Here is a 25,745-nt window from a genome sequence, read left to right as displayed (position 1 = left end):
AAAAACCCTGAGTCGTTGGCGAATGAGATTCGTTAATTTTAGCGTTTCAAACAATCGCATTAACCGGATGAAGTATATCGTTTTTTTTGTGTTGACTAGTTTGTGCACCTTAATTGTTACGGCACAAACAAAGATTGTTTCCGGTATTATTAAAGATTCTCATTCGGATGAGCCAATTCCGTTTGCATCTGTACAGCTGAAAAATACGAGCATTGGTAAGCTGAGTGATTCAGCAGGCTACTTTTCCTTAAGACTTGAAACAATTGCGGCCACCGATTCTCTACTCATTAGCTATGTTGGATATAATAGCCTAAGTGTTGCCATTCCATCATCAGAAAAGGACACTATTTTTTTAACTATTCAACTTGAACGTGGCAGTGCAGGCAAAGAAGTGGTAGTGAAATCTAAATACGGCAGAGGTTGGATACTTTGGCGAAAAACAGTGCGACAAAAACCAGTGAATGATCGTTACCGATTTGAGAATTTTGGTTATGAATTATATAACAAACTTGAACTTGATATTAACCGTTTCAATAAAGACAAGTTTAAGAACATCGGGCCGCTCAAACCATTTGGTTTTATACTGGACCAAACTGTTGACAGTACAAGCGAAGAAAAACCCTTCCTCCCGATCTTTCTTACAGAAACTATTTCAAATTATTACTATCAAAAATCTCCACTTCGCCGGAGAGAAGAGATCAGAGCCAGTCGCACATCGGGTGTAGATAATGAAAGTGTGCAGAAACTCTTGGGCGGCATGGATCAGAACATCAATGTATATAATAATTATATTCCCATTTTTGACAAGCGCTTCATCAGCCCTATTAGTGATAACGGTGATGCTTTTTATAATTACCGTGTGCCCGACACACAATATGTAGCAGGCAAACGATTCTTTCATTTAGTGTTTACTCCAAAACGAAAAGGAGAAAATACGTTCGAAGGCGATTGCTGGATACATGATACAACATTTGCTGTACAGAAAATGAACCTACGTTTATCAAAAGAGGCAAATGTGAATTTTGTAGAGAAGCTGAGTATTGTACAGGAGTACAAATTTGTAAATGATTCGATCTGGTTTTTGTCAAAAGATAAATTCATCATTGATGTGGCTCCAATTGGCAAACAGAAGTTTGGTGTTACCGGCCGCAAGACCACCACTTATAAAGATGTACTCATTAATTCCGGTACAGTATGGGAACAATTACAGAAAAATAAAAAACTGGAAGAGACCGTATTGCTTACAGGTTCCACTCAACAATCCGAAACCTATTGGAAAGAATCGAGGCACGAAGAGTTGGCTAAAAACGAGAAGGCTATTTACAGTATGATCGATACACTGCAGAAGATGCCGCTTTTTAAGCGTTATAGTGAAATTGCTACGTTTCTTGCAACAGGATATAAAGCATTTGGCAGTTTTGAATACGGCCCATGGTTCAATGTCATGAGTTCAAATGTGGTGGAAGGTTTTCGTACAAGATTGGACATTGGTACAAGCACCAACTTTAGTAAAACATGGTGGCTACGTGGTTACCTGGCTTACGGATTTACTGATAAAAAATTCAAAGGTCGGGCAGAGATCACTCATTTGTTTAAACGTGATCCCCGCATGCGTTTATACCTGTCCTATACCAATGATTATGATAATGGTCAACGTTATTATGATGAAGTAGGAACCGATAATGTATTTACGTTGGCAGCACGAAAATCACAAGTTCCCATCAAATTTTTAAAAGTTGAACAGCAACGCATTGAATTTTCGAAAGAAACACATGCCGGTTTTACGTTTGAAGTTTCAGCTACACGTAAAAAATTTAACCCGGTTCGTTCATTGCCTGATAAATCAATTTATCCCGATGGCGTTGGTGAAGCATTAAATAATTCCGAAGTTGGATTTCGTATCCGTTATGCTTATCTCGAGCGTTTTCTTGAAGGAACATTCCTTCGATCAAGCTTAGGTAGTCCCTATCCTATTGCTGAAATTAAATATGCAAGAGGTTTCCCTGGTTTTTTAAAAAGTAATTATCAATATCATCGTTTAACAGCGTCAGTTCATGATTATTTCAAGATCGCCAATCTTGGTGAGTTATATTATAATGTGTACGGCGGAAAGATCTATGGCACACTTCCCTTCCCGTTGTTAGAAATTCATCCTGGCAATGAAATTTTTTATTACAACAAGTATGCTTTCAACTTAATGAACCGGTTTGAATACCTGAGCGATGAGTATGCAGGTATCAATGTTGAACATAATATCGGTAATGGTATGTTCCGCTTATTGGGACCAACACGTAAGCTAAAGTTGCGCCAGTTCTGGACAGCGAAAGTATTGTGGGGAAGTTTGAGCGATGCCAACAGAAGCTTCAACCAGGTAGGTACCGTATTTGATCGGGGTCACCAGTTTCAATCTCTTAATGGAAAAACGTATATGGAAGTGGGTACAGGTGTTGATAATATTTTTCGAGTGTTGCGGTTCGATTTTATCTGGCGCTTATCGCCACAGCCATTACCGCAGGAACAATATAAACGCTTTGGAGTGTTTGGTAGTTTCAGGTTGCAGTTTTAGATATTGCCACCAAACTCAAGGCACAATAGTAAACTACAAACTGTCTAAGCATTCAACAATTACCTTACAGGCCTTTGTAATTTCTTCTTCCGTGATCGTCAGTGGCGGTGCAATCCTTAAACAATTTGATGCAAACAAAAACCAATCAGTGAGCACACCTCTGTCAATGCAGGCATCAATCACTTTTTTATTTGTTTCAAAACTATCAAATACAATAGCCATCATCAACCCACGTGAGCGCACGGCTTCAATTTTTGGATGATGTAATAATGTTCGAAACAATACTTCTTTGTTAGCAACTCCTTTTACCAACTGTTCTTCAATCAACACTTTCATTGCGGCTAAACCTGCGGCACAACAAACGGGGTGACCACCAAATGTGGTAATATGCCCCAACACCGGATTATCGGTCAGCTTCCACATCAATTCCTTTTCGGCAATAAAAGCACCTAATGGCATGCCTCCACCCAACGCTTTTCCCAATAATAAAATATCAGGCACCACATCAAATTGTTCAAAAGCCCAAAGCGATCCGTTACGACCAAAGCCGCATTGTATTTCATCAAGAATTAATAAAGTACCCGTTTCAGTACAACGCTTTCGTAATGTAGTGATCCATTCTTTCAACGGAGCATTTACTCCCGCTTCTGCCTGGATGGTCTCTGCCATTACACAAGCAGTATTACTTCCAATCAGCTCCAATGCTTCAAATGAATTATAATCTGCATGATGAACTCCCGGCAATAAAGGTCGAAATGCATTCCGCCAATATTCATCGCCCATAACACTTAATGCACCTTGTGTGCTGCCGTGATAGCTATTATTAAACGCAACGATTTCCGTGCGACCGGTAACACGTTTCGCCAATTTCATCGCTCCTTCCGTTGCTTCAGTTCCTGAGTTTGTGAAGTAAACCGAATTGAGAGATGCAGGTAAATGATCGGTAAGCAATTGGGCATATTGTACTTCTGGGCTTTCAATAAACTCGCCGTACACTAACAAGTGCATGTACTGATCAACCTGTTGTTTAATAGCCTCCACTACCTTAGGATGGCGATGCCCAATATTGCAAACACTGATACCTGCAATGAGATCTATATATTCCTTGCCATCCACATCCCACATAAGACAACCTTCAGCTTTTAATATTTCCAAAGCCAACGGAGCTGAAGATGTTTGCGCCACATGTTGTAAGAAAAGTTGTCGTTGCTGCATAAATGGAAGCAAATGTCGTGAATTAGTTGAATGACCTCAAATTGATGCTATTCAAACCGGCATCGATACCGTTACGTAGATCTACGTAACCATTTTTGTCATACAAGGTTAAAAAACGGATAATTACTTTAAAAAAAGCGGTAAACATTATGAACCCTCGGAAAACATTGCGAAATTTACAGCAGAACATTAAACCACATTCCGATGCCCGTAATACTTCCTGTAGAAGGTGTTTTTCCACAATTTGGCGACGATTGTTTTATTGCTCCTAATGCTACCATTGTAGGCGATGTAGTAATGGGCAATGAATGCAGTGTGTGGTTCAATGCGGTGGTGCGGGGCGATGTAAACAGCATCAGGTTAGGCAATAAAGTGAATGTGCAGGATGGTGCCGTGCTTCATGCTACTTATCAAAAAACGAAAACTATCGTTGGAAATAATGTAAGCATTGGCCACAATGCCATCGTTCATGGATGTACCGTTCATGATAATGTGTTGATTGGAATGGGAGCTATTGTTATGGATAATGCCGTGATTAATAGTAATTCAATTATTGCAGCGGGAGCAGTAGTACTTGAAGGAACCGTTGTTGAAGCCGGAAGCATTTATGCAGGCGTTCCTGCTAAAAAAGTAAAAGATATCAGCCAGGAGCTGATCAGCGGCGAAATTAACCGGATAGCCAATAATTATATCAAATATTCCGGTTGGTTTAAAGATGCCTTAACAGAGAATAGTTAATTACGGTACGAACATTGTCTTATCTGAATTGTATAAATTGATAATTGTATGAAAATAATCACCAAAGCAGCGGTTGCAGTAATATTACTGTCTTTTATGACAAGTTGCAATGTGTTTAAACGAACACCCAAGGAAGGATGTCCAACCAACGGGAAAAACGTGGGGGCCGAGAAGTTACTGAGCGGTGAAAAGGTGAAGAAAGCAAAACGATTTAACAGCTAAATATTCATAAGAGGACTAACCTCATTTATAACACCATAAAAATTACCGCTATGAATCCAACATTACGCAACCATGTAGGATATAACGAAGCCGTCCTTGACGACGACGCCAATTATGAAGAATTTCATCGTTGGGCAGATGTGATCTCCGACAGGTTAAAAATTTCTTTCACCAAGAAGCTTGATGATTTTGAAGCGCTGTATTGGGACTTCATTTACAAAGGCACAGCACTTACCCTCAGCTTCAATATTTTCAACGGTATTTCTGTTTTCCCATCTTTGGAAGAAAAGAGTGAACATTTTGAAAATGCCGCTATTGCTGAGCTGGTTGATGCGCTGAAGGATGCTGATCCAGGAGAAGTGTAAAGCAAATATTCACAATATTGAAAAACTGCTAAAAAGCTATAAATGCTGGTTAGTAGTTTTTTTTTGTCTCAATTGTAGCAAGTATTCCACAATAACTAATGTAACGAAGGGGATGAATTTCCTCCTTTGACACCGCAGCTTTTACCGCACAGCCCGGCTCTTCCAGATGAAGACAGTTATTAAATTGGCAATTTTGGATAAGTACACGCATTTCAGGAAAATAATGCGAAAGTTCCTGCCGGCTGATATCTACCAGGCCAAATTCCTTTACACCGGGCGTATCAATGATTTTTCCACCCAGCGGCAGGTCGAACATTTCCGCAAAAGTGGTGGTATGCATTCCCTTTCCACTCCAGCCGCTAACCTCTTCTGTTCTTAGATCGAGCTCGGGCATTAGTGCATTAATAAAAGTTGATTTGCCCACCCCTGAATGGCCACTGATCAATGTTACTTTGTCCCTCAGCAATTGCTTCAATTCATCTACACCACTTCCTGTTTCCATAGAAATCAGAAAAACCTTGTAGCCAATTGCTTCATACATCTTACGCCATTCTTCAAACTGATCGAGCTCTTTCTTACGATATACATCAGCTTTGTTAAACGCAATTATGCTGGGAATATGATAAGCTTCTGAAGCAATAAGAAAACGATCGATAAAGCCCTGCGATGTTCTGGGTTCTCTTAATGTGGCAAACAGCAAACTCTGATCGAGGTTGGCAGCAATGATGTGATGTTGATATTTGTTGTGGGGACTTTGACGATTGATATAATTATTCCGGTCGTTAATAGAAGTGATCATGACAGTTTGTTCAAGATCATTTTCCATTTCAACTTCCACTTTGTCGCCTACGGCAATTGGATTGGTTGAAGTGATGCCATCAATTTTAAATTTCCCTTTGATACGTGCCTGCACAGTTTTGCCTTCTTCTGTTTTGGCCACATACCAACTACCGGTTGATTTATAAATGAGGGCTTTCATTGTGATGCAAAGAAACAGGTTTTGCCAGTAACGACACGCAGAGACGAAATAAGATTATGGAAACTTCCGCAACACTTTATAACGTAGCCAAGCTTCTATTAGCAAAAGAACTACAACGGCTATTGCAAGCGGATAAAATTCTTCTTTATACCGGGAGAAGGTGCTGGTTTCAATTTTTGATTTTTCCAGTTGATCAATGTCTGAATAAATCTTGCTAAGACTTTCATTGTCCTTTGCCCTGAAATAATTTCCTCCTGTTTCATTGGCTATTTCACGCAAAAGCTTTTCATCAATGTTTACCTTTTCCATAGTACGCACAATGCCGCCGGTTGTTTGTTGGGGTAATGCTGCAAAACCTTCAGTACCCATACCAATAGTATACACTTTCACCTGGTATGCTTTTGCAATTTCTTTGGCCGTGCTTGGTGGAATTAAGCCACCGTTGTTTTCTCCATCAGTCAGCAATATCACCACTTTACTTTTGGATTCACTTGTTTTCAAACGCTCAACACTGGTTGATAAACCTGAACCAATTGCAGTACCATCTTGCAAAATACCACTGCGCACTGCATAGATCTGACTCTTCAATGCAGCATAATCGGTTGTTGGTGGGCATTGCGTAAATGATTCACCTGAAAATATGACAAGTCCTATACGATCTGTTTTTCGTGAATCCACAAAATCACTTGCCACTTTTTTCATTGCCTCCAGGCGGTTAGGGCTGAAATCTTCGGCCAGCATACTACCGCTCACATCCATACACAAAACAATATCGATACCCTCTCCTTCAACACGTTCTTCACTGCTTCTTGTTTGCGGCCTTGCAATAGCAACGATCAACAACGCCATTGAAAGTAAGCGCAGGGCAAACGGCAAATGACGTAATAAAGTTTTTGAACTTCCTGTTTTGCGATAGATACCTAACGTTGAAACGGTAATGGACGAAGATGATTTTTTATAGCCTATAATATACCCAACAATCAACAGTGGTAATAATAACAACAACCATAACAGGTAAGGATAAGCAAAGACGATATGTTGATACCACTCGTTAAGCATCAGGTTTCAATTCTTTTTCTGATTGTTTGATGGTTGTTTCCATGCGTTCAATTGTTTGCAAACATTCATCTTTGTCGGCGGCAAATTTTGCAAACTTCACCGCATCGCCTAAGCGAAGGGTTTGCACAGTATTGATAAGCGTTTCATTTAATACATATGGTTTTAACTGCATTGCCAGTTCATCTGTTGTTAAACGTGTGAAAGGTTGCTGAAGCTTGCGTTCAAAAAAGCGTCTTACCGCATGTGAAAGATCAGAGAAATGCTTTTTTTGCAATAGTTGTGTATCCCAATTTTCTTCTTTCAATCGTTTGGTTGTAATGAGAAAATCTTCCAGTGCCGTATTTGCAGATTCAACATCAACAGTTTTCACTTTTTTCTGCTTCCATCTCCTGAATAAAATAACAAGCCATATCAATGCAATAACCGCTGCAGCGGCAACAGCAAAACCTATCCACGCTTCACCTGCATTTACATCAATGATCGGTTTTACATCATTCAGCAACTGGTTACCAGTAGTATCATACTCAATCATGATTTCTTTTACAGGAAAAGTCACCAGTTGTTCCTTGCCATTTACATTTGATGGAATAACAGCTGTAATATTTTCAACAGCCCATAAACCACTATCAAAACTTGTGATGGTTATTTCACGTTTTAATAAATCTGTAGTGTCGAACGATATATATTCAAAATGAGGTATGCTGTCAGGAAATTTCCACCTGATGGACGCATTTTTGCTGATGGCCTTTAGCTCAAACCTGATCTTTAAGGGCTCACCAATAAATATTTTTTCTTTGGTTGCGGTTATAACAGGAGTTACCTGGGCTGTTGCTGAAAAGCCCATCACAAAAAAACAAATTGCCATTAAAAATTCCCGTCTGATCATCTGCTCCTGTTAATGAAAAATTTCTGTAGCACTTTTACATAATCATCGCCTGCCCGCATGTGTAACAGATCGGCTCCCGAACGGCGGAAAACGTCTTTCACATGATCATTATGTTTATGAAAATCCTTTTCGTATTCAAAGCGCACCAATGAACTCGATGTATCGATCCAACGTTGATCCCCTGTTTCTGCATCAACCACCTGCAATAATCCTGCATCAGACAAACGCATATCGAGTTGATCGTAAATTTTAATGCCGATCACATCATGCTTTTTACAGGCAACACGCAATGCATCTTCGTATCCCTTTCCTAAAAAATCGCTGATAAGAAAGCAAATGCTTTTACGCCTGCAAACATTGTTGAACATGCGGAATGCATCAACATAGTTGGTTTGTTTTGATGCAGCATCATTCCCCAGCATTTCACGTACAATGTAAAGTGTGTGTTGTTTTGCTTTTTTCGGTGCAATAAAACGTTGTACTTTATCACCAAATAAAATAGCACCCACCTTATCATTATTGTTAACAGCCGAGAAAGCAAGCACTGCAGCCAATTCTGTTATAAGATCTTTCTTTCGTTGAAGATGAGTACCAAAGCTTACACTTGCACTATTATCAATGAGCAGAAACACCATTTGCTCACGCTCTTCTTCAAACACTTTACTATAGGGATGTGCATAGCGTGCACTTACATTCCAGTCAATAAAGCGAATATCATCACCGGGTTGGTATTCACGCACTTCTTTATAACTCATTCCTTGTCCCTTAAACGCCGAATGATATTCTCCGGTAAACATATGATTGGTAAGACGCTTGCTTTTTATTTCAAGTGCCCGAACCTTTTTTAATATTTCTTCGGTAGTTAACAAAACTATTGTGAGTTATGGGGTTAAGAGTTATGGCACCTTCACTGCATTCAATACTTGCGTTATAATCTCTTCAACAGATACATTTTCTGCTTCTGCTTCGTACGTTAAGCCAATGCGATGACGCAAAACATCTGCAGCAATTGTGCGTACATCTTCAGGCAAAACATAACCACGTTTGTTCAGGAACGCAACTGATTTGGAAGCGAGCGCCATATTAATTGAAGCTCGTGGAGAACCACCATAAGAGATCAATGGTTTTAAGCTGCTTAACCCAACCTGTTCAGGTTTACGTGTAGCAAATACAATATCGAGAATATAGTTTTCGATCTTTTCATCCATGTAAATAGTACGTGCAAGATCACGTGCATCTGTTACTTCACGAATTGAAACAACCGGGTTAATAACGGGTGAAGCAATCTGTTGCGTATTCTGGCGAATGATCATTTGCTCTTCTTCTTTCTTCGGATAATCAATCACCACTTTCAACATAAAACGATCCTGTTGCGCTTCCGGTAATGGATAAGTTCCTTCCTGCTCCAAAGGATTTTGTGTAGCCAATACAAGGAAAGGTTCATCGAGCTTGTAGGTATGCTCTCCAATGGTTACCTGCCTTTCCTGCATCGCTTCTAGTAAGGCACTTTGTACTTTTGCAGGCGCACGGTTAATTTCATCGGCCAACACAAAATTGGCGAAGATGGGACCACGTCGTACAAAAAATTCATTCTTCTGTTGGTTATAGATCATTGTGCCAATCACATCGGCTGGCAACATATCGGGGGTAAATTGTATGCGGCTGAATTTTGAATTGATAGCCTGCGAGAGTGATTTAATAGTGAGTGTTTTTGCCAGGCCAGGCACCCCTTCTAACAAAACATGACCATTGCCCAACAGTCCCACTAATAAACGATCGACCATATATTGCTGACCCACCAATACTTTTCCTACTTCTGCACGCAGCCGGTCGAGAAAACTTCCTGCATATTGAATCTTGTCGTTCAGGATCTTGATGTCTTCTGCGGTTTTTAACATGTAATCTCGGTTTAGGTTGTGAAAATACAATGCCATTTGTTTCAACGAAAATCATTTTATAAACGGCTGTATCTTAAAATCATTTCCCAACACGCAAAAAGAAGGCCGGAAATGCAAAATCGTAGTTATACATCGTAATCATACAGATGCCTTTCAACGGCCAACATACAACCCTTAACTTTGCAGGCTATGGATGCAGCGAATGATCTTTTTGTACGTTGGATGAACCTTGAGCAAAAAATGGTGGAACGCTTTGGAAAAAAGCCTGACCTGGAAGCAATTCTTTTTCTCATAGGCATACAGGAGTTTGGGCAACTAAAAGAAAAATATACCAAAGAACAGAAGCAGGATTTAATGCATGTTGCTGTTTGTTCCCTCTTATCACAAAGTGGCTATTTTGAGTTTGATGATTTAGATAAAGACGGCTGGCCACACTTTAAACAACTAAAGGCTATGCCTACCATGAATATGCATGAACAGGAGAATTTTATTAAGGATCATGTATTGCTCTATTTTGAACAAAAAGGATTTTAAATGAGACTGTTTGTTTTATTGATTTGCTTTTTTCTTTTTGTTGCCGATGCAGGTGCCCGTAACCGTAAGGTGAAAATTATTACCAGCAAAGGAACTATTGTTGTGCAGCTGAGTAATAAAACCCCGAAGCACAGAGATAACTTTATTAAACTGGTGAAACAGAAGTATTATAATGGCATTCTGTTTCATCGTGTCATAAAACAATTTATGATACAGGCGGGTGACGATTCAACAAAACATCCTGTGCCTGGCAAACGGTACGGAAGTGGTGGTTTGCAAAATAAAATTCCTGCCGAGTTCGATACATCGCTTTTTCATAAAAGAGGTGTTCTGGCAGCAGCACGTGATAATAACCCGGAAAAAGCAAGCAGCGAAAGTCATTTTTATATCGTGCAGGGGAAAATTCATACAGATAGTTCTCTGAATGATATTGAAGAAAAAAGATTAGGTGGTCGCAAAATCCCGTTACATCATCGTGCGGTTTATAAAGAAATCGGTGGCAGCCCGCATCTCGACCAAGGCTATACTGTTTTTGGTGAAGTGATAAAGGGCATTGAAGTTGTGGATACGATTGCGCAGGCAGAGCGTGATCAATACGACCGGCCGAAAGAAGATATACGCATCATTAAAATGAAACTGAAGAGGAAATTTTTATTTTTCTGATTGCAGGAAAACAATCAATTTAGCAGCGTTTAAAAACAACTACATCATGAATTTTCCAGAGAATCTCCGCTACACAAAAGACCACGAATGGATCAGTTTAGAAGGTAATGTTGCAACAATTGGAATTACCGATTTTGCACAGCGTGAGCTAGGCGATATTGTTTATGTTGATATCAACACAGTGGGGAAAACACTGAATGCCGAAGAAGTTTTTGGTACGGTGGAAGCGGTAAAAACCGTTAGTGATTTATTTTTACCTATTGCCGGTACAATTGCTGAAGTGAACGGTGCTTTAAACGATAATCCTGAAGCGGTAAATACTGATCCGTACGGTGCAGGTTGGATGGTAAAGGTTACAGTTAGCAATCCTGCCGATGTGGAAGCGTTGATGGATGCAACTGCATACGGCGCATTGGTTGCTTAATGAAAAAACAACTCCGAAAATATCTTCATACAAAATGGCCGACCATCTTTTGGTCGGTCATTATTTTTTTATTACTGGCAATGCCTCCCCTTCGTATGAACCAGGAGAAGCCGCTTGAATTATCGGGTTTAGACAAAAACATCCATTTTCTACTTTTCGGAATTATGGTTTGGATATGGGGTTACTACCAGAAAACCGTTTCAACCGCCGAAAAATATCTTACAGTCAAATTGTTTTTTATCACACTTATAAGTACTGCTTACGGAATTGCAATGGAATATGTGCAGGATTGGGTGGGGCGTTATTTTGATGTTTGGGATATGGTGGCCGATGCGGCCGGAGCATTTACTGCATTTTTCCTATTGTTAGTGCAAAAAGAAGACCCCGGTGGAAACCGGGGTCGAAACCAAAACTAACTGCTTATGAGAAAAATTTAAATTCAGATTTGTTATACAAAGTTCGGTCAATCTCACACTCTAAACTGTCACTTACTTGTTAATGTTTCCTGAAACGTTTTAGTTTTTTAAAACGGGTCCCGGTAGAAACCGGGACCGTTAACCAAAACTAACTGCTTATGAGAAAATTGACTGCTTTAAAGATCTTGTACATTTTAGACGCTAACTGTATTCCAAAGTTTGCTTCCAGTCTGTTAAAAAAATCTAAAAGCATTTATTAACGTCGTTGTACGATATACATATTTCGAAAACCATGCCAATTGATAACAGAGCTATTTTATTAACGAATGCAGAAACTTCAGGACGTTGGCCTTAAAAACGGTAATAGCCTGTAAATCATTCATCGAATGATGATTAGCGGCCAAACAATCCCTTCACAATATCCATCATACCTCCGCCCGATTGTTGTTTTTGTTCTGTTGCTCCTCCCTTAACCATGCTGATAATATCGTTCAAATCTGTGTCACCATCTCCATCCCGGTCAAGACCGCCTTGTGTAACACGGCCTAATAAGCCTTGTAGATCAAGGCCAGCCGTTTTTCCTCCCGTTAATGAGCTGAAAATACTTTGCAGGTTGAAGCTACTATCGCCGGGATCGTTCGTTTTAGAGATAAATCGTTGTAATACGGCGGGCAATAAACTACTCACAATACCTCCCGCCTGGCCACGATTAAGATTAAATTTCTCCATTAATGATTGCTCGGCATTACCCGATAATTGATTGGCCAAAGGGTTTGTTTGCAAATCGCCACCTTTGCCACCTAATAAACTTAATACATCCTTGAACTGCCCTCCTGCAAGTGCCTGTTGTAAGCCACCGGAAATATTATCCGTTACATCAGCAATCGCTTCGTCGTTTCGTTCATTGGGGATATCAGGGTTTTGAATAATTGATTGACCGGCCTGTTCTTTTACGAGGTTGAATAGTTGTTCTAACATGGTGTAAATTTTAAAAAGTAAGACCTTTAAGCTACATGAAAAAAAATCTGAATGCAAGCAAACAGGGTAATTTCTTTACCTATTCATAAATCAGTCCAAACACAAAAAGCCCGGAGAATCTCCGGGCTTTTTTATCTCAATTTTTTTGTTGATTAACGAACTTTATTGGCAATCGTCTTTGCATCGTCCTGCATCGTATTGCATCCAGAATATGCAGTGCCTACCCACCATTTTCCAATTGGTTGATAATATGAAACGCCCATGATCGGTGCTTCACCATTACCACCAGGATTGTAATCGGCAACTAAATTACAGTTGGCATCATACACTGTTTGGTGATTTAATCCCAATGTGTGACCCGCTTCATGCGAAATAGCTTCCCAATTATTTTTTTGATTATAACCAAGAGCTTTTGAGAATACAAACGCAGGAATATCCATGCCCCAGCTTATCGTATTAAGATAAGCAACACCACCTACACCAGTGTACCATGCGTTGTTCTCAGTAACAATTACACGTTGACGTTTTGCAGCATTTGCAGAAAAGTAAACAGTGGAATCAGTAGTAACAAGAATGGTTGGGAAAATTGAATAATCAGCTTTTACTTCAGTAAGAATATTGGCTATTTCTGTACTTGAAAAACCTGATGGAGTACAATCAATAGTTCTTCCACCATTCCAGTAAGGAGTTGTAACCGTCTGGCCATCGAAATCAAGGAAAATTACCCATGAACTGGTTGAAACAGGATTTGTTACAACAGTAGTGATGATATTGTTATCACATGCATCACCTATTCCGTTTTTATCAGAATCACGTTGATCAGGATTGTAAGTTGAAGGACAGTTATCCGATGCATCTGCAATGCCATCTTTATCCCTGTCTCTGCCTTTTGCCGTAATGTTTGTTTCAGATAAGTCGCCTCTTCGTACATTGTTGTAATTGCCTTTCAGGAAATCACATGTTTCAATTTTTTTGGGAGCTGATTGCTGATTGAGTAACTCAGTTGTTTCAGTTTTGATGCTGTCTTCTTTTTGACAAGATGCCGCAGTAAATAGCAGCAAAGAATAGAAAAGTACCCTTTTCATAGAGATTGGATTTATTGGATTTTAAAAAATGATTCTGTTTTCTCAACAGGCAAGCTTTTCTTCCCTGCTTCGTATTTTTACTATAAAAGTTTAAACGTTACTGATCTAGAAAACATAAATGTCAAAAACGAAAATTTATTTCATTTAAGGCCATAATAGTGAGAATTATGACTTTAGCAGCCATAACTGCAGCTATAAGAACTAAGACGCTTACATGTTTTCTTCAAAGAGCATGTAAAGAAACTTATTCTTTTCTACCCATTTTATCGAGCAAAGGAGGAATAGCTTGTAGTGTGAAGTTGATACCCCTTTAGGGTTTCCCATTACTGCAGCGTTAGTTTTTCCGCATTTTCTGCAAACTGAAGTGCATCGATGAGTTCTTCAATTTCGCCGTTAAGGACTGCATCTAAATTATAAAGCGTAAGACCTATGCGATGATCAGTTACACGGCCCTGCGGATAATTATATGTTCTGATCTTTGCACTTCTATCACCCGTGCTTACCAAACTTTTACGTTGGCGGGCAATCTCTTCTTCATGCTTACGCACCTGTTCTTCGTACAAACGGGTACGCATCATCTGCATGGCTTTTTCCCGGTTAGCCAACTGTGTACGTTCTGTCTGACAAATTACTACTGTGCCCGTAGGAATATGGGTGAGCATTACTTTTGTTTCCACTTTGTTTACGTTTTGTCCCCCTGCACCACCACTTCGTGATGTTTCCATTTTTACATCGCTTTCACGCAATTCAAAATCTATTTCTTCTGCTTCAGGCATTACTGCAACTGTTGCGGCACTTGTATGTACACGACCGCTGGTTTCAGTTGCGGGCACACGTTGCACTCGATGAACACCACTTTCAAATTTCAAAATGCCATACACATCTTCGCCTGTTACCTCTAACTGAACTTCCTTATAACCGCCAACCGTTCCTTCACTTTCACTCAAAAGAGCAGTTTTCCATCCACGACGTTCGCAGTATTTAATATACATGCGTAACAAGTCACCTGCAAATAAACTTGCTTCATCACCTCCTGTTCCTGCACGAACTTCAAGAATGGCATTCTTATCATCCTGCGGATCTTTTGGTATCAGCAATTGCCGAATATGTTTTTCTAAATTTTCTTTTTTCTCTTCAAGCGACGGCAATTCTTCTTTTGCCATTTCACGCAATTCTTCATCATTGCCATTCAGCGCTTCTTTGTAGCTCTGCACATCATCCAACACTGCCAGGTATTCTTTGCGTGATTGCACCAGTTTTTCCAGGCTGCGGTATTCTTTACTCAACGCCGAGAATTGTTTGTTGTTTGCTACAATTTCGGGGTTGGTTAATGCCACACCAACTTCATCAAACCTTGCCTGTATTGCTTCTAATTTATCTAACATAATAACTGTGTTCCTGAAAGGAAATGGTTTCGCTTAAATTTGAGCGGCAAATTTAAATGAATTAACGCATGCAATACAGGAAATTAAAGGCGCAGCAGCTCTTTGATGGCTATCGATTCAGAAAGGAGGATGATGTGTTAGTTGTGGATGAACATGGGAAAGTAGTTGATATTGTGGCTGCTCCTGATGCTGGTGATGCTGTTGAAGAGTTGAAAGGAATTCTTTCACCCGGATTAATTAACTGCCATTGTCATTTGGAGTTGAGTCATTTGAAAAATGTAATTCCACCGCATACAGGTCTGATCGATTTCCTGTGTTCCGTTGTAACAAAACGTGGGTATGGAGCAGAAGAAATTGCTGCAGCTATTACCGCAGCTGAACAGGAAATGTACAACAATGGTATTGTTGCTGTGGGAGATATTGGTAATACCACAGATATGGCCTTTGTAAAAAGCAAAAGCAAGATCCGTTGGCAGAATTTTGTGGAAGTGTTGAATTTTTTTGATGCGAAAGCTGATGAAACAATTGCTTATTATAAATCCGTTGCTGCTAAGCTCTACAATCAGCTTACAACTGTAACCACAGTGCATAGAACGGCGTTAGTTCCACATGCGCCTTATAGTATTTCAGCAAAAACTTTTCAACGGATCAACGACGCAACAAAGGGACAGATAATCTCCATTCATAACCAGGAAAATGCTGCCGAAGATGAATTGTTTAAAACAGGTGGTGGTGATTTTTTAAAACTGTTTAGCATATTCGGTATTACTACTTCACCTTTCCCCGTAACAGGTAAAAGCAGTATTCGATCTTACTTACCTTTTTTTAATAATGGTCAGACCATCTTTTTAGTGCATAATACATTTATGCCTGAAGAAGATATTCAATGGGCAAATGAATATGCTGCAAGCAATGGGGTGAAACTTGTTTACTGCTTATGCCCGAATGCTAATTTGTATATTGAAGATAAAGTGGCACCAATTGATTTATTCCAAAAACATAATTGCGATTTAGTGTTAGGAACCGACAGCTATAGCAGTAACTGGCAATTAAGCATTGTAAAAGAAGTGCAGGCATTGCTGCAGTACACTTCTGTATCAATTGAACAGGCGTTACAAATAGCAACGATCAATGGCGCCAAAGCGTTGCAATGGGATAATGAGTTGGGTAGTTTTGAAAAAGGGAAACAGCCCGGAGTTGTATTGCTGGCTAATGATTTCAGCAGTTCGTCAAGAATTTTGTAACACAGTACCCTGGTCAATCCCTACTCACTTGATTAATACAATTACTAAGGCTCCATAATTTGTTGCAACACCTGCAAGGTTTTCAACTTCGAAAAATCGGGCATGTGAAACATATAATACACTTCAATTGCTTCAAGTAATTGTCTTCTTTGCAAGTAATTCATTGGAACTTCAGTTAACTCATTTGGCTGCATAGCTTTTAATAATTCGCTGATAAGTTTTGCAGCATCTCCTTCCAGATAGTTTACATGCTGCGGATAATGTTCTGTAAAATTACCTTCCTGTAAATCAAAAATGTGATACCGTTCTGCATCTTCAGTATTCATCTGAAAACCAAAAAAATTGGTGAGATGCAATGAAAAATACAAAGGAAAATTAGCTGTTACGGCAGGCGATGCTTTATCGAGCTGCATCAATGCTTCTTCAACAAAATAAAAAAGATCAGGATTATTTTCGGGCTGCTTTACACATTTCTGCAGAAGTTCCACCATATACAATAGCACACTGTTTTTGATCACATCCGCAAACAGTTCTTCGTACAAATAACTCCAGCGAAATTCTTTGATGCGTTGAAGATTCTTCAAATCATGATGATAAACTACAAGCTCAAGAATGGCACCAGGTTGAAAATAATTTGCTTTAGCTCCTCCTTTCTTTGAACTGGCTCTTACACCTTGCACAATATAACTCTGCAATCCATAAAGCTCCGTATAAGCAGTTACAATTAAACTTGTTTCGCCATACTTTACTGTACGGAGAATAATTGCTTTTGTTTTATGTAACACATTACTCAACCGCTACTCTATTTTATAAATACAATTTTCCCAACCTGTTTTTCTCCACCAAATTCATCTTTCGCCAATACGAGGTAAACTCCACTTGATACACGTTGATTCCTATAATCTCTGCCATTCCATACAGCTTGTCCACCCAACGATTTTGTTTGATAAACCAACCGGCCATTCAACTCAACGATTTTTACAATTGAGTTTTCAGGTAGCCCGCGAATACCAATAGTACCAGTGTAGCCTGGAGGAACAGGACTTGGAAATACAATTACTTTACCTGGGTTTTCCGTTGCTTCGGTTGCTCCTGCCCGGTAGCTGCATATACCGTTAAATGTAGAAAAATATACTTCACCTGTTTTGGGATCTATCGCAATGCGGATGATTTCATTACTTAATAGAGGACTACTTTCTGCAGTAAAACGCTCCAGTACTTTTTCTCCATCGGCACTAATAAGCCACACTCCGTTTCTTGTACCCACCCATTTACGATTGGCTGCATCAACAGCCATGGCACGCACATCTTCATTCTCAAATAAAAAGCCTGCAAAATTATCCTGTTGAACAATTGGTTGAAATGCTTCGCATCCGTTTGTTGTAAATACATCACCAGGACATTGAATAATAGCGATGCCTTTATCTGAACCAAGCCAGATAAATCCATCTTTATCTTTCACCATACAATTCACTGCATTGCTGGGTAAGTTTCCACTGCCTCTTCCTGTTTGAAACCATTTCCAACGATCATCACCTGTATTATCAATTGATGAACCATGATTATAAACGAACAATCCATTCCCCTGTGGCACCTGTATCCATTTCTGATCAGCATCATCAATCAACACTGCACCTACCATGTTATCTTGTATGAGGAACGGAACACGAAATGATCGCCAGTTACCATCGGCTTTCTTTACGACTAAATTGTTCACTGCTCCGAAGTTGCTGATCCACAAATTATTCCCTGCATCAAAAGCCATGCCTCCAATACGGTAGCTGTTCGGATCGCCGACCGTAACACCCAGTGCCGAATTTTGCTTGTATAATTTGAATTGGTTTGGAGATCTATATTCAAGCAAGCCCCACCCGAATGATCCCGCATAAATTGTTTCATCACGAGGATCAACCGCTATACTGATGATATCAAACACTGTATCCATAATGGATAAATTATTTCGGTTGTAATCCTTCCACTCTTTACCATCAAACGTAAAAAAACCGGTTGCGTTAAATTGATAATTCCACGCATCATTCACGCTTCCACCCGCTACATACAATTTGTTTTTGAAGAAATTCATTTCACCATCGAGTGGGCCATAAGGCGAATTAATAGCATAACCTGCGAACAAATTTCCTTCTGCTTTTACAACACCTTTTGCCAAATCAGCGATCCATATCTCTGCTCCGCTTTTTACTGCATGAAACGGATACTGTAACTCGTTATTATTTTGAACGATTGTGTTCACCGTTCCATTAGGGTTGATGGATACGACCCTTCTTTCACCCCATCCAAATCGTTCTTCGCTGATAAGAATTGCGCCATCACTTACATTCACCGATTCCCATCGCCAGTTATCATTGTAAATGGCCTGCCAGTTGCCTCCATTGTTTACATAAATCGTATTTATATATTGAACAACGATTGTTGAGTTAACAGCAAATACTTGTTGTGCCGCACCTGCGGGTAAACCATTTGTTCCGCTTATAGTAGTCCAGCTGCGATAATCGTTTAGGTTTGTTGCGCTTTGATTTGCAACTTTTAGACCTTCTTCAGTGGCTGCATAAAATAGTGTTGCATCAGCAGCAAAGCCATTCACTTTTACATTGGTTCCGTTATTACCGATAATATAGGTATTGCTTATTTCAAATTTCTGGAGATCAACAACGATTACACCCAGGCCTGTGCTGAGATAAGCTTTATTATTGCGAAAGCTGATGTTGTAAATCGTTTTGTCGCCTGCAACTGTACTACGAAGTATATCGGGGATATTAATAACATCATTTCGATAAACAACATCAAGATTACTGTTGTTGTACGCTATCAAAAGTTTTTCGCTACTTGCATCGTAATTGAGCGTTTGTATACCAACATCACTTAGTCCAGTCACCTTACTTAACCTGTTGATGTCTCCATCTTTCCTGTCAACACTATAAGCCCCAAAATTTGTAGCCACATACACACGGTCATTTGCAATTGCCACACGTTTGCCGGGCCGATAATCCATATGCTCACGCCAGTGGCCAATGGGCGCTGGTTGTGCGGCTATTTTTAAACAGCAAACCAAAAGAAAAACATGAACAACAACGTGTTTCATTACGTTCAAATTTAGCAGCTTTTCACACAAGCCCATCAATTACCGGTTTTTACCGTTCGCTAGCCAGCTCAAACCAATACCAGCAAGCAATCAGGTGAAATTTTATGCTTCAGTTCAGGCAGAATGGCGTTTCTTTGCGCTGCTTTATTTTAATAAAAACGTATCTGAATAGCATGTGGTATAATCTGGGTAAATGGGTGTTGCGTAACAGGCTTCCTATCATAATTATTGTTCTTCTCTCTACAGGCGTCATGACTTTTTTTGCATCGAAAGTGCAGCGTAGTTATGATTTTGCAAAAGCTATCCCACTTGATCATCCAAAATATCTGGAATACGAAGCTTTTAAGAAAAAGTTTGGTGAAGATGGAAGTTTACTGGTTGTTGGCTTTCAGAAAAACGATTTATTTCAACTCGATTTTTTTCAATCGTTCACTGCACTTCAAAAAGAAATGAAGAAAGTGACCGGTGTTGAAGATGTCTTAAGTGTTAGTGCTGCTGTTAATCTTGTAAAAGATTCAACAACTGAAAAATTAAAAACTACGCTTGTATTCCCGGAAACTATTCATACGCAACAGGAATTAGATAGTGCCAAACAAATACTTTTCAATCTCCCTTTTTACAAAGGTTTGTTTTATAATCCCGACAGTAACGTTTACATGATCGCTGTTCGACTCAACAAAGAAGTGTTGAATTCTAAGAAGCGACATGCGTCTGTAGATGGCGTTGTAAATCTTGTTACTGCGTTTGAAAAAAAGCAAAATATTACGATGCATTTGAGTGGCTTGCCACATGTACGTACGGTAATGAGTACACGAATTGCTGAAGAAATGCAGCTGTTCCTGCTTGGTTCTGTTTTGCTGTCGGCAATAATTCTTTTGGTATTTTTCCGTTCCTTCAGTGCCATGTGGCTGAGTATGGCAGTGGTAGTAATTGGTGTAATCTGGAGCCTTGCAACAATTGTATTCTTTGGATATAAAATAACTATTTTGAACGCATTGATTCCACCATTGATGGTGGTGATAGGCATTCCCAACTGTATTTATTTTCTCAATAAGTTTCACACCGAATACAAAAAGACCGGAGATAAACATCAGTCGCTAATCAATATGATTGGCCGGATGGGTATTGTTACGCTGTTTTGCAATATTGCAGCCGCTATTGGTTTTGCTGTATTTGCATTAACAAAAAGCCAGATCCTTCGTGAGTTTGGTGTGGTTGCCGGCATCAACATTATGGTGCTGTTTGGTATTTCATTTACACTCATTCCCATTGTGCTGAGTTATTTACCTGCGCCAAAACAAAGGCATGTACGCTACCTGGAAAATGAACGACTCAATCGCTGGATTATGCGCATTGAGAACTGGGTGTTTCATCATCCCAAATACATTTACACAGCAACTACAGTTTTAATTGTTGTTTCTATTCTTGGCGTTATGCGTTTGAAAAGCGTGGGGTATATTGTTGATGATCTTCCTCAAAATGATAAACTTTATGTGGATCTGAAATTTTTTGAAAAACATTTCTCCGGTGTGATGCCGTTGGAAATTGTGGTTGATACAAAACGCAAGCAAGGTGTAACACGAAACATAAAAAATCTGACCAATATTGATTCATTGGTTTATTACCTGCAAAGCAGGCCCGAGATCGGCAAAGCTTTGGCAGTAACCGAGGGATTGAAATTTGCACGACAAGCATATTACGATAACGATAGCAATATGTACACTGTGCCCAATGAGTTTGATCTTGCTTTTCTTGCGCCATACCTGCGCATGAAAGCCGACAGCAACAGCAAGAACAACAATTTTGTTAAGCTGGTAGCTAATTTCATGGACAGTACACAGCAGAAAGCACGTATTAGTGTAAACATGGCCGATGTTGGTAGTGATAGCTTACCAAAAATTCTTGCTGCAGTTCAACAAAAGGCTGAAGAATTGTTTAACAATGATAGTCTTCAATATGCCGCATCGATCAACAAGGGAGAGGTGAAGGCAAATGAAATTGATTCATCGAGACTCAAACGTTCGGCAGATATTCAACTGACCGGTACAAGTATCATTTTTGTGGAAGGAAGCCGCTTTATCATCAACGGTTTAAAAGAAAGTATTTTTTGGGCCTTCCTGTTGATCGCTATTTGCATGTTATACCTGTTCCGCTCTTTCCGCATACTTTTTTGTTCACTGATTCCAAATATAGTCCCATTAGTTATTACTGCCGGAGTAATGGGTTGGGTCGGTATTCCACTGAAGCCCAGCACTGTCCTTGTTTTTAGTGTTGCATTAGGTATAGCTATTGATGTAACCATTCGTTTTCTGATCAACTACAAACAGGAATTGCCATTACATAATAAAAATGTGCAGGAAACGGTAAAGCAAACCATCAGGCAAACCGGCATCAGTATTATTTATACTTCGTTGGTACTAGTAGCAGGATTTATCATTTTCTGTTTTTCCGGGTTTGGAGGAACACAAGCCTTGGGATGGCTTACCTCACTAACCTTGCTGGTGGCAATGATCACAAATCTTGTTTTATTACCCGTATTGTTGATTACGACAAGTAAAAATCGGACTACCGTTCATAAAAAAAACGGATAAAAAAGCAGCGCCAGCATAAATTTTCTGTCTTCCATAAACAATTGTTAACCTTAGCCGTTAAATTTGGAGCCCTCGTTGATGAGGTTCCGATTAACAATAACCGACCTGACATACACCCACAGATTTTCGGAAATAATTTTCATAAATAAACCTTCAAAGAGCATGAGAAAACTTGTAAGTATGACGTTCTTGCTAATGCTATGTGTTTTACAGGTATTGGCACAAGAAAAAACTGTTACAGGGAAAGTGACAGATCAAAAAGATGGATCCCCTTTAAGTGGAGTGTCTGTAACAGTGAAAGGCACTTCCATTGGTACAACTACAGGAGCAGACGGATCTTATAGTTTAAATGTACCCGCTTCCGCAAAAACCTTAGTTTTTTCGTTTGTAAACTACGAATCCATTGAAATGGCTCTGGCCAACCGAACTTCTTTTAGTGTAGGTCTTTCAACTACCGAAAAAAGTTTGCAGGAAGTTGTGGTGGTTGGTTATACCCGCACCACGAAGGAAGCATTTACAGGTTCAGCAAAATCTGTAACCGGTGATCAATTGAACAACAAAAGTGTTTCAAATGTCTCGCAAGCGCTGGCAGGTGAAGTTGCCGGTGTTCGTGTCATCAATCCATCGGGCCAGCCAGGAACTTCTGCTGTTATCCGCATTAGAGGCTTTGGTTCAGTGAATGGTAACCGTGCGCCATTGTACGTTGTGGATGGCGTTCCTTTTACAGGCTCTATTAATTCAATTAATCCCAATGACATTGCCAGCACAACAGTTTTGAAAGATGCAGCTGCTACAGCTATTTACGGTTCAAGAGGCGCAAACGGCGTTATCGTTATTACCACAAGAAATGGACGTGGTAAAAAATCGTTTATTGAAGCTGATGGACGTTTTGGAACCAACCAGGCAATTTTACCACGTTACGATGTATTAAGATCACCTGAGGAGTTTATCGCATTAAGCTGGGAGGCACTTTATAATGAAGGTGTAATTACTGCCAATGCCAACCCTACAAACTTTGCCAACACTCGTCTCTTTTCTGCAAATGGTATCGATCCAAGGAATAATATCTGGACATCTGCCAATGGTGCTGATTTAATTGATCCTGCAACAAGAACGTTTAAAAACGGAGTGGCACGTTTATACAATCCTGAAAACTGGGAAGATTACGCTTTCCAACCTTCAAGCAGAACTGAAACTAATTTAAGATTTGGTGGTGGCGACGCTCGCACTAACTTCTACACATCATTCGGCTATTTGAATGATGTTGGATACTCAATCAATACAGATTTCAGACGTTTAAGTGCAAGGATTAATTTAAACCACGAGGTTAAAAAATGGCTCTCGACGAACTTCAACTTAAATTACGCTAACACACGCTCAAATAATAATGGACAAGGATCAAGTTCAAACAGTGTATTCTGGTTTGCAGATAATATTCCTTCTATATACCCTTTATTTATGCGTGATGCTGCAGGAAATAAAATTCCTGATCCAATCTTTGGTGGCTTTAGGTATGATTACGGCGAGACCGGAAGAAAATTCGGATCGCTTACCAATGCTATTGCCGATGCTACCTTTAATTCAAACAGAACCTTCAATAACGAAATAACCGGTACCACCTCAGCAAACATTAAGTTTACCGACTACTTGAGCCTTGAAAACCGTCTAGGCGTTCAATATAACTCAACAGTAGGTTATTCACTTACTAATAAGTTTTATGGTTCAGCAGCTTCGCAAAATGGTTCTATTTTCCAATCCCGTAACAACTTAATGAACCTTAACTTATTGAACATGCTTCGTTTCAATAAGCGTTTTGGTAACCACAATGTTGATGCGTTAGTAGCTCATGAAGCAACAAAATATGAAGGAGAAGTATCCTCTGCTTCAGGTCAAAATCTTGTAAGCAATTACGACGTCTCATTGGCCAACGCTATTGTTAAGAACCCTACGCAAACGTCTTACAAAAACACGAACAACCTGGAAAGCTATTTTGCACAGGTAAGTTACGATTACGATGGTACTTATTATTTATCAGGAACAGTTCGTAGAGATGGTTCATCACGTTTCGTTCCTGGTAAACAGTGGGGTACGTTCGGATCAGTAGGCGCAGGCTGGGTAGTTTCAAAAATGCGTTTCATGGATAATTCCGGCATCTTGAAATACTTGAAATTAAAAGCCAGCTACGGTATTTTGGGCGATCAAAATGGCTTAGGCTTTTACCCAGGTGTATCAAGTATTGGAATCGGAAACCTGAATAACCTTCCATCGTTTGGTATTCCAACGCCAGGTAATCCTGAACTCACTTGGGAAACTTCAAAAATGTTTCAAGTTGGTGCCGATTTCCGTCTAGGAAATTTCCTCGAAGGATCTGTTGAGTATTACATAAAAAATACTGACAATTTGATATTTGACAGACGTGTTGGTATTTCGAATGGCTACGCACTTATCCAGGTAAACGATGGACAATTACGCAACGCCGGTGTAGAAGTAGAATTAACCGGTCATATTCTGAAAGGTGCTAACCATTTCCTGGATTTAAGTGTGAATGCTGAGCATTTCGATAACACAATTACAAGAATGCCTCTCGATCCTTCAATCGGTAATAAGCCAAAGATCATTGACATTCAAGGTGCTTATGGATGGGGTAAAAACCGTTCAATATTTGATTATTACATGCGCAACTTTGCTGGTGTTGATCCAACAGATGGCGCCAGTACCTGGACAGCTTATTACGACGATTTAAACAATAACGGTGTATTTGAGCCTGCCACTGAAAGAGTATCGGATTTAGAAACTTTTATTGCAAATAATCCAGCGAAGGCAAATGCATTGAAAAAAACTACAACAAAGGTTTATTCTGATGCAACCCAATATTATATTGGTAAATCTGCCGTTCCAAAAGTTAGAGGTGCATTTAATCTTGCAGGAGGATTCAAAGGTTTCGATCTTGCTGTGCAATTGCTATATAGCTTTGGTGGATATGCATACGATGGTGCTTATGCAACATTAATGGGTAATGGTTTGATTGGCGGTAACAACTGGCATACTGATATTCGTAACCGCTGGCAAAAGGCCGGCGACATCACAGATGTTCCAAGACTTTCAAATAACAGAGATGCAAACGTTACCTCAACGTCTACAAGATTTTTGGAGAAAGCAAACTACCTGGCGTTAAATAATATCCGCCTAGGTTATACTCTTCCTGCAAATCTTACTCAGCGTTTGGGGGTTATTGATGCAGCTTCTTTATTTGTATCGGGCGACAACCTTTGGTTGCATTCAGCAAGAAAAGGATTTAACCCAAGCACAGCTGAAACTGGCGGATCGGATATGTATCGCTATTCACCGCTTTCAACAATCACTTTTGGCTGTAAAATCAAATTTTAAAGAATAAAAT

General features: G+C 39.6%; 22 protein-coding genes. 11 read left to right on the top strand and 11 right to left on the bottom strand.

The features are described from left to right. The first annotated feature begins 67 nt into the window (after window positions 1-67). The gene (locus ACO1QW_RS06085; RefSeq protein ID WP_486256664.1) at window positions 68-2,566 is read left to right on the top strand and encodes a DUF5686 and carboxypeptidase-like regulatory domain-containing protein; all 2,499 of its coding nucleotides are present in this window, start codon (window positions 68-70) and stop codon (window positions 2,564-2,566) included. A 33-nt stretch (window positions 2,567-2,599) separates the two neighbouring features. Here ACO1QW_RS06085 and ACO1QW_RS06080 read toward each other — a convergent pair whose 3' ends face one another. Beyond that, window positions 2,600-3,781: an aspartate aminotransferase family protein gene (locus ACO1QW_RS06080; protein ID WP_486256663.1), complete on the bottom strand. Its 1,182-nt coding sequence runs from the start codon at window positions 3,779-3,781 to the stop codon at window positions 2,600-2,602. A gap of 204 nt (window positions 3,782-3,985) precedes the next feature. Between ACO1QW_RS06080 and ACO1QW_RS06075 the strand changes: the two genes are divergently transcribed. Genes ACO1QW_RS06075 through ACO1QW_RS06065 form a run of 3 tightly spaced genes read left to right on the top strand, consistent with a single transcriptional unit; the run spans window position 3,986 to window position 5,106 of the window. Continuing rightward, window positions 3,986-4,519 carry a gamma carbonic anhydrase family protein gene (locus tag ACO1QW_RS06075; RefSeq protein ID WP_486256661.1) on the top strand — a complete coding sequence of 178 codons (534 nt, stop codon included), beginning with the start codon at window positions 3,986-3,988 and terminating at the stop codon, window positions 4,517-4,519. A 48-nt stretch (window positions 4,520-4,567) separates the two neighbouring features. Then, the gene (locus ACO1QW_RS06070) at window positions 4,568-4,741 is read left to right on the top strand and encodes a hypothetical protein (protein ID WP_486256659.1); all 174 of its coding nucleotides are present in this window, start codon (window positions 4,568-4,570) and stop codon (window positions 4,739-4,741) included. Window positions 4,742-4,791: 50 nt separating this feature from the next. Then, window positions 4,792-5,106: a hypothetical protein gene (locus ACO1QW_RS06065; protein ID WP_486256658.1), complete on the top strand. Its 315-nt coding sequence runs from the start codon at window positions 4,792-4,794 to the stop codon at window positions 5,104-5,106. A gap of 49 nt (window positions 5,107-5,155) precedes the next feature. Here the strand turns inward: ACO1QW_RS06065 and rsgA are convergent, their stop codons facing one another. Genes rsgA through ACO1QW_RS06040 form a run of 5 tightly spaced genes read right to left on the bottom strand, consistent with a single transcriptional unit; the run spans window position 5,156 to window position 9,928 of the window. After that, a complete protein-coding gene (rsgA, locus tag ACO1QW_RS06060) occupies window positions 5,156-6,085 on the bottom strand; it encodes a ribosome small subunit-dependent GTPase A (RefSeq protein ID WP_486256656.1) in 930 nt (309 codons plus the stop codon). Window positions 6,086-6,139: 54 nt separating this feature from the next. Further along, window positions 6,140-7,144, bottom strand: coding sequence for a vWA domain-containing protein (locus ACO1QW_RS06055; RefSeq protein WP_486256654.1), 1,005 nt, complete (start codon window positions 7,142-7,144; stop codon window positions 6,140-6,142). Then, window positions 7,137-8,030 (bottom strand): hypothetical protein, encoded by an 894-nt coding sequence (locus ACO1QW_RS06050; RefSeq protein ID WP_486256653.1) that lies wholly within the window; start codon window positions 8,028-8,030, stop codon window positions 7,137-7,139. The genes ACO1QW_RS06055 and ACO1QW_RS06050 overlap by 8 nt, the downstream gene beginning before the upstream one ends. Further along, complete coding sequence (locus ACO1QW_RS06045; RefSeq protein WP_486256652.1) at window positions 8,027-8,899, bottom strand: DUF58 domain-containing protein; 873 nt, start codon at window positions 8,897-8,899, stop codon at window positions 8,027-8,029. The genes ACO1QW_RS06050 and ACO1QW_RS06045 overlap by 4 nt, the downstream gene beginning before the upstream one ends. A gap of 27 nt (window positions 8,900-8,926) precedes the next feature. Further along, the gene (locus ACO1QW_RS06040) at window positions 8,927-9,928 is read right to left on the bottom strand and encodes an AAA family ATPase (protein WP_486256651.1); all 1,002 of its coding nucleotides are present in this window, start codon (window positions 9,926-9,928) and stop codon (window positions 8,927-8,929) included. A 189-nt stretch (window positions 9,929-10,117) separates the two neighbouring features. Between ACO1QW_RS06040 and ACO1QW_RS06035 the strand changes: the two genes are divergently transcribed. Genes ACO1QW_RS06035 through ACO1QW_RS06020 form a run of 4 tightly spaced genes read left to right on the top strand, consistent with a single transcriptional unit; the run spans window position 10,118 to window position 11,965 of the window. Next, complete coding sequence (locus ACO1QW_RS06035; RefSeq protein WP_486256649.1) at window positions 10,118-10,462, top strand: hypothetical protein; 345 nt, start codon at window positions 10,118-10,120, stop codon at window positions 10,460-10,462. Beyond that, window positions 10,463-11,125 (top strand): peptidylprolyl isomerase, encoded by a 663-nt coding sequence (locus tag ACO1QW_RS06030; RefSeq protein ID WP_486256647.1) that lies wholly within the window; start codon window positions 10,463-10,465, stop codon window positions 11,123-11,125. Between the two features lie 46 nt (window positions 11,126-11,171). Continuing rightward, a complete protein-coding gene (gcvH, locus tag ACO1QW_RS06025) occupies window positions 11,172-11,549 on the top strand; it encodes a glycine cleavage system protein GcvH (RefSeq protein ID WP_486256646.1) in 378 nt (125 codons plus the stop codon). Continuing rightward, a complete protein-coding gene (locus ACO1QW_RS06020) occupies window positions 11,549-11,965 on the top strand; it encodes a VanZ family protein (RefSeq protein WP_486256644.1) in 417 nt (138 codons plus the stop codon). The genes gcvH and ACO1QW_RS06020 overlap by 1 nt, the downstream gene beginning before the upstream one ends. A gap of 393 nt (window positions 11,966-12,358) precedes the next feature. On the opposite strand, the gene ACO1QW_RS06015 is transcribed toward ACO1QW_RS06020, so the two are convergent. From ACO1QW_RS06015 to prfA, 3 genes are all read right to left on the bottom strand, one after another. Beyond that, window positions 12,359-12,943, bottom strand: coding sequence for a hypothetical protein (locus ACO1QW_RS06015; protein WP_486256642.1), 585 nt, complete (start codon window positions 12,941-12,943; stop codon window positions 12,359-12,361). 152 nt (window positions 12,944-13,095) lie between these two features. Then, complete coding sequence (locus ACO1QW_RS06010) at window positions 13,096-14,028, bottom strand: thrombospondin type 3 repeat-containing protein (RefSeq protein ID WP_486256640.1); 933 nt, start codon at window positions 14,026-14,028, stop codon at window positions 13,096-13,098. Between the two features lie 323 nt (window positions 14,029-14,351). Further along, window positions 14,352-15,413: a peptide chain release factor 1 gene (gene prfA / locus ACO1QW_RS06005; RefSeq protein WP_486256638.1), complete on the bottom strand. Its 1,062-nt coding sequence runs from the start codon at window positions 15,411-15,413 to the stop codon at window positions 14,352-14,354. Window positions 15,414-15,481: 68 nt separating this feature from the next. On the opposite strand from prfA, the gene ACO1QW_RS06000 reads away from it, so the two are divergent. Continuing rightward, the gene (locus ACO1QW_RS06000; protein ID WP_486256636.1) at window positions 15,482-16,657 is read left to right on the top strand and encodes an amidohydrolase family protein; all 1,176 of its coding nucleotides are present in this window, start codon (window positions 15,482-15,484) and stop codon (window positions 16,655-16,657) included. A 44-nt stretch (window positions 16,658-16,701) separates the two neighbouring features. Here ACO1QW_RS06000 and recO read toward each other — a convergent pair whose 3' ends face one another. Together recO and porZ are read right to left on the bottom strand one after the other, a co-directional pair. After that, the gene (gene recO, locus ACO1QW_RS05995) at window positions 16,702-17,442 is read right to left on the bottom strand and encodes a DNA repair protein RecO (RefSeq protein ID WP_486257256.1); all 741 of its coding nucleotides are present in this window, start codon (window positions 17,440-17,442) and stop codon (window positions 16,702-16,704) included. Between the two features lie 17 nt (window positions 17,443-17,459). After that, window positions 17,460-19,757: a type IX secretion system anionic LPS delivery protein PorZ gene (gene porZ / locus ACO1QW_RS05990; RefSeq protein WP_486256634.1), complete on the bottom strand. Its 2,298-nt coding sequence runs from the start codon at window positions 19,755-19,757 to the stop codon at window positions 17,460-17,462. Window positions 19,758-19,930: 173 nt separating this feature from the next. Here porZ and ACO1QW_RS05985 point away from each other — a divergent pair, with 173 nt between their 5' ends. Together ACO1QW_RS05985 and ACO1QW_RS05980 are read left to right on the top strand one after the other, a co-directional pair. Then, window positions 19,931-22,348, top strand: coding sequence for an efflux RND transporter permease subunit (locus tag ACO1QW_RS05985; RefSeq protein WP_486256633.1), 2,418 nt, complete (start codon window positions 19,931-19,933; stop codon window positions 22,346-22,348). Between the two features lie 162 nt (window positions 22,349-22,510). Next, complete coding sequence (locus tag ACO1QW_RS05980; RefSeq protein WP_486256631.1) at window positions 22,511-25,735, top strand: SusC/RagA family TonB-linked outer membrane protein; 3,225 nt, start codon at window positions 22,511-22,513, stop codon at window positions 25,733-25,735. Window positions 25,736-25,745: the final 10 nt, after the last annotated feature.

It is taken from the genome of Lacibacter sp., from assembly GCF_057361365.1.
The sequence above is the reverse complement of the archived record's forward strand: the minus strand, read 5'-3'. Positions and strand labels throughout refer to the sequence as shown.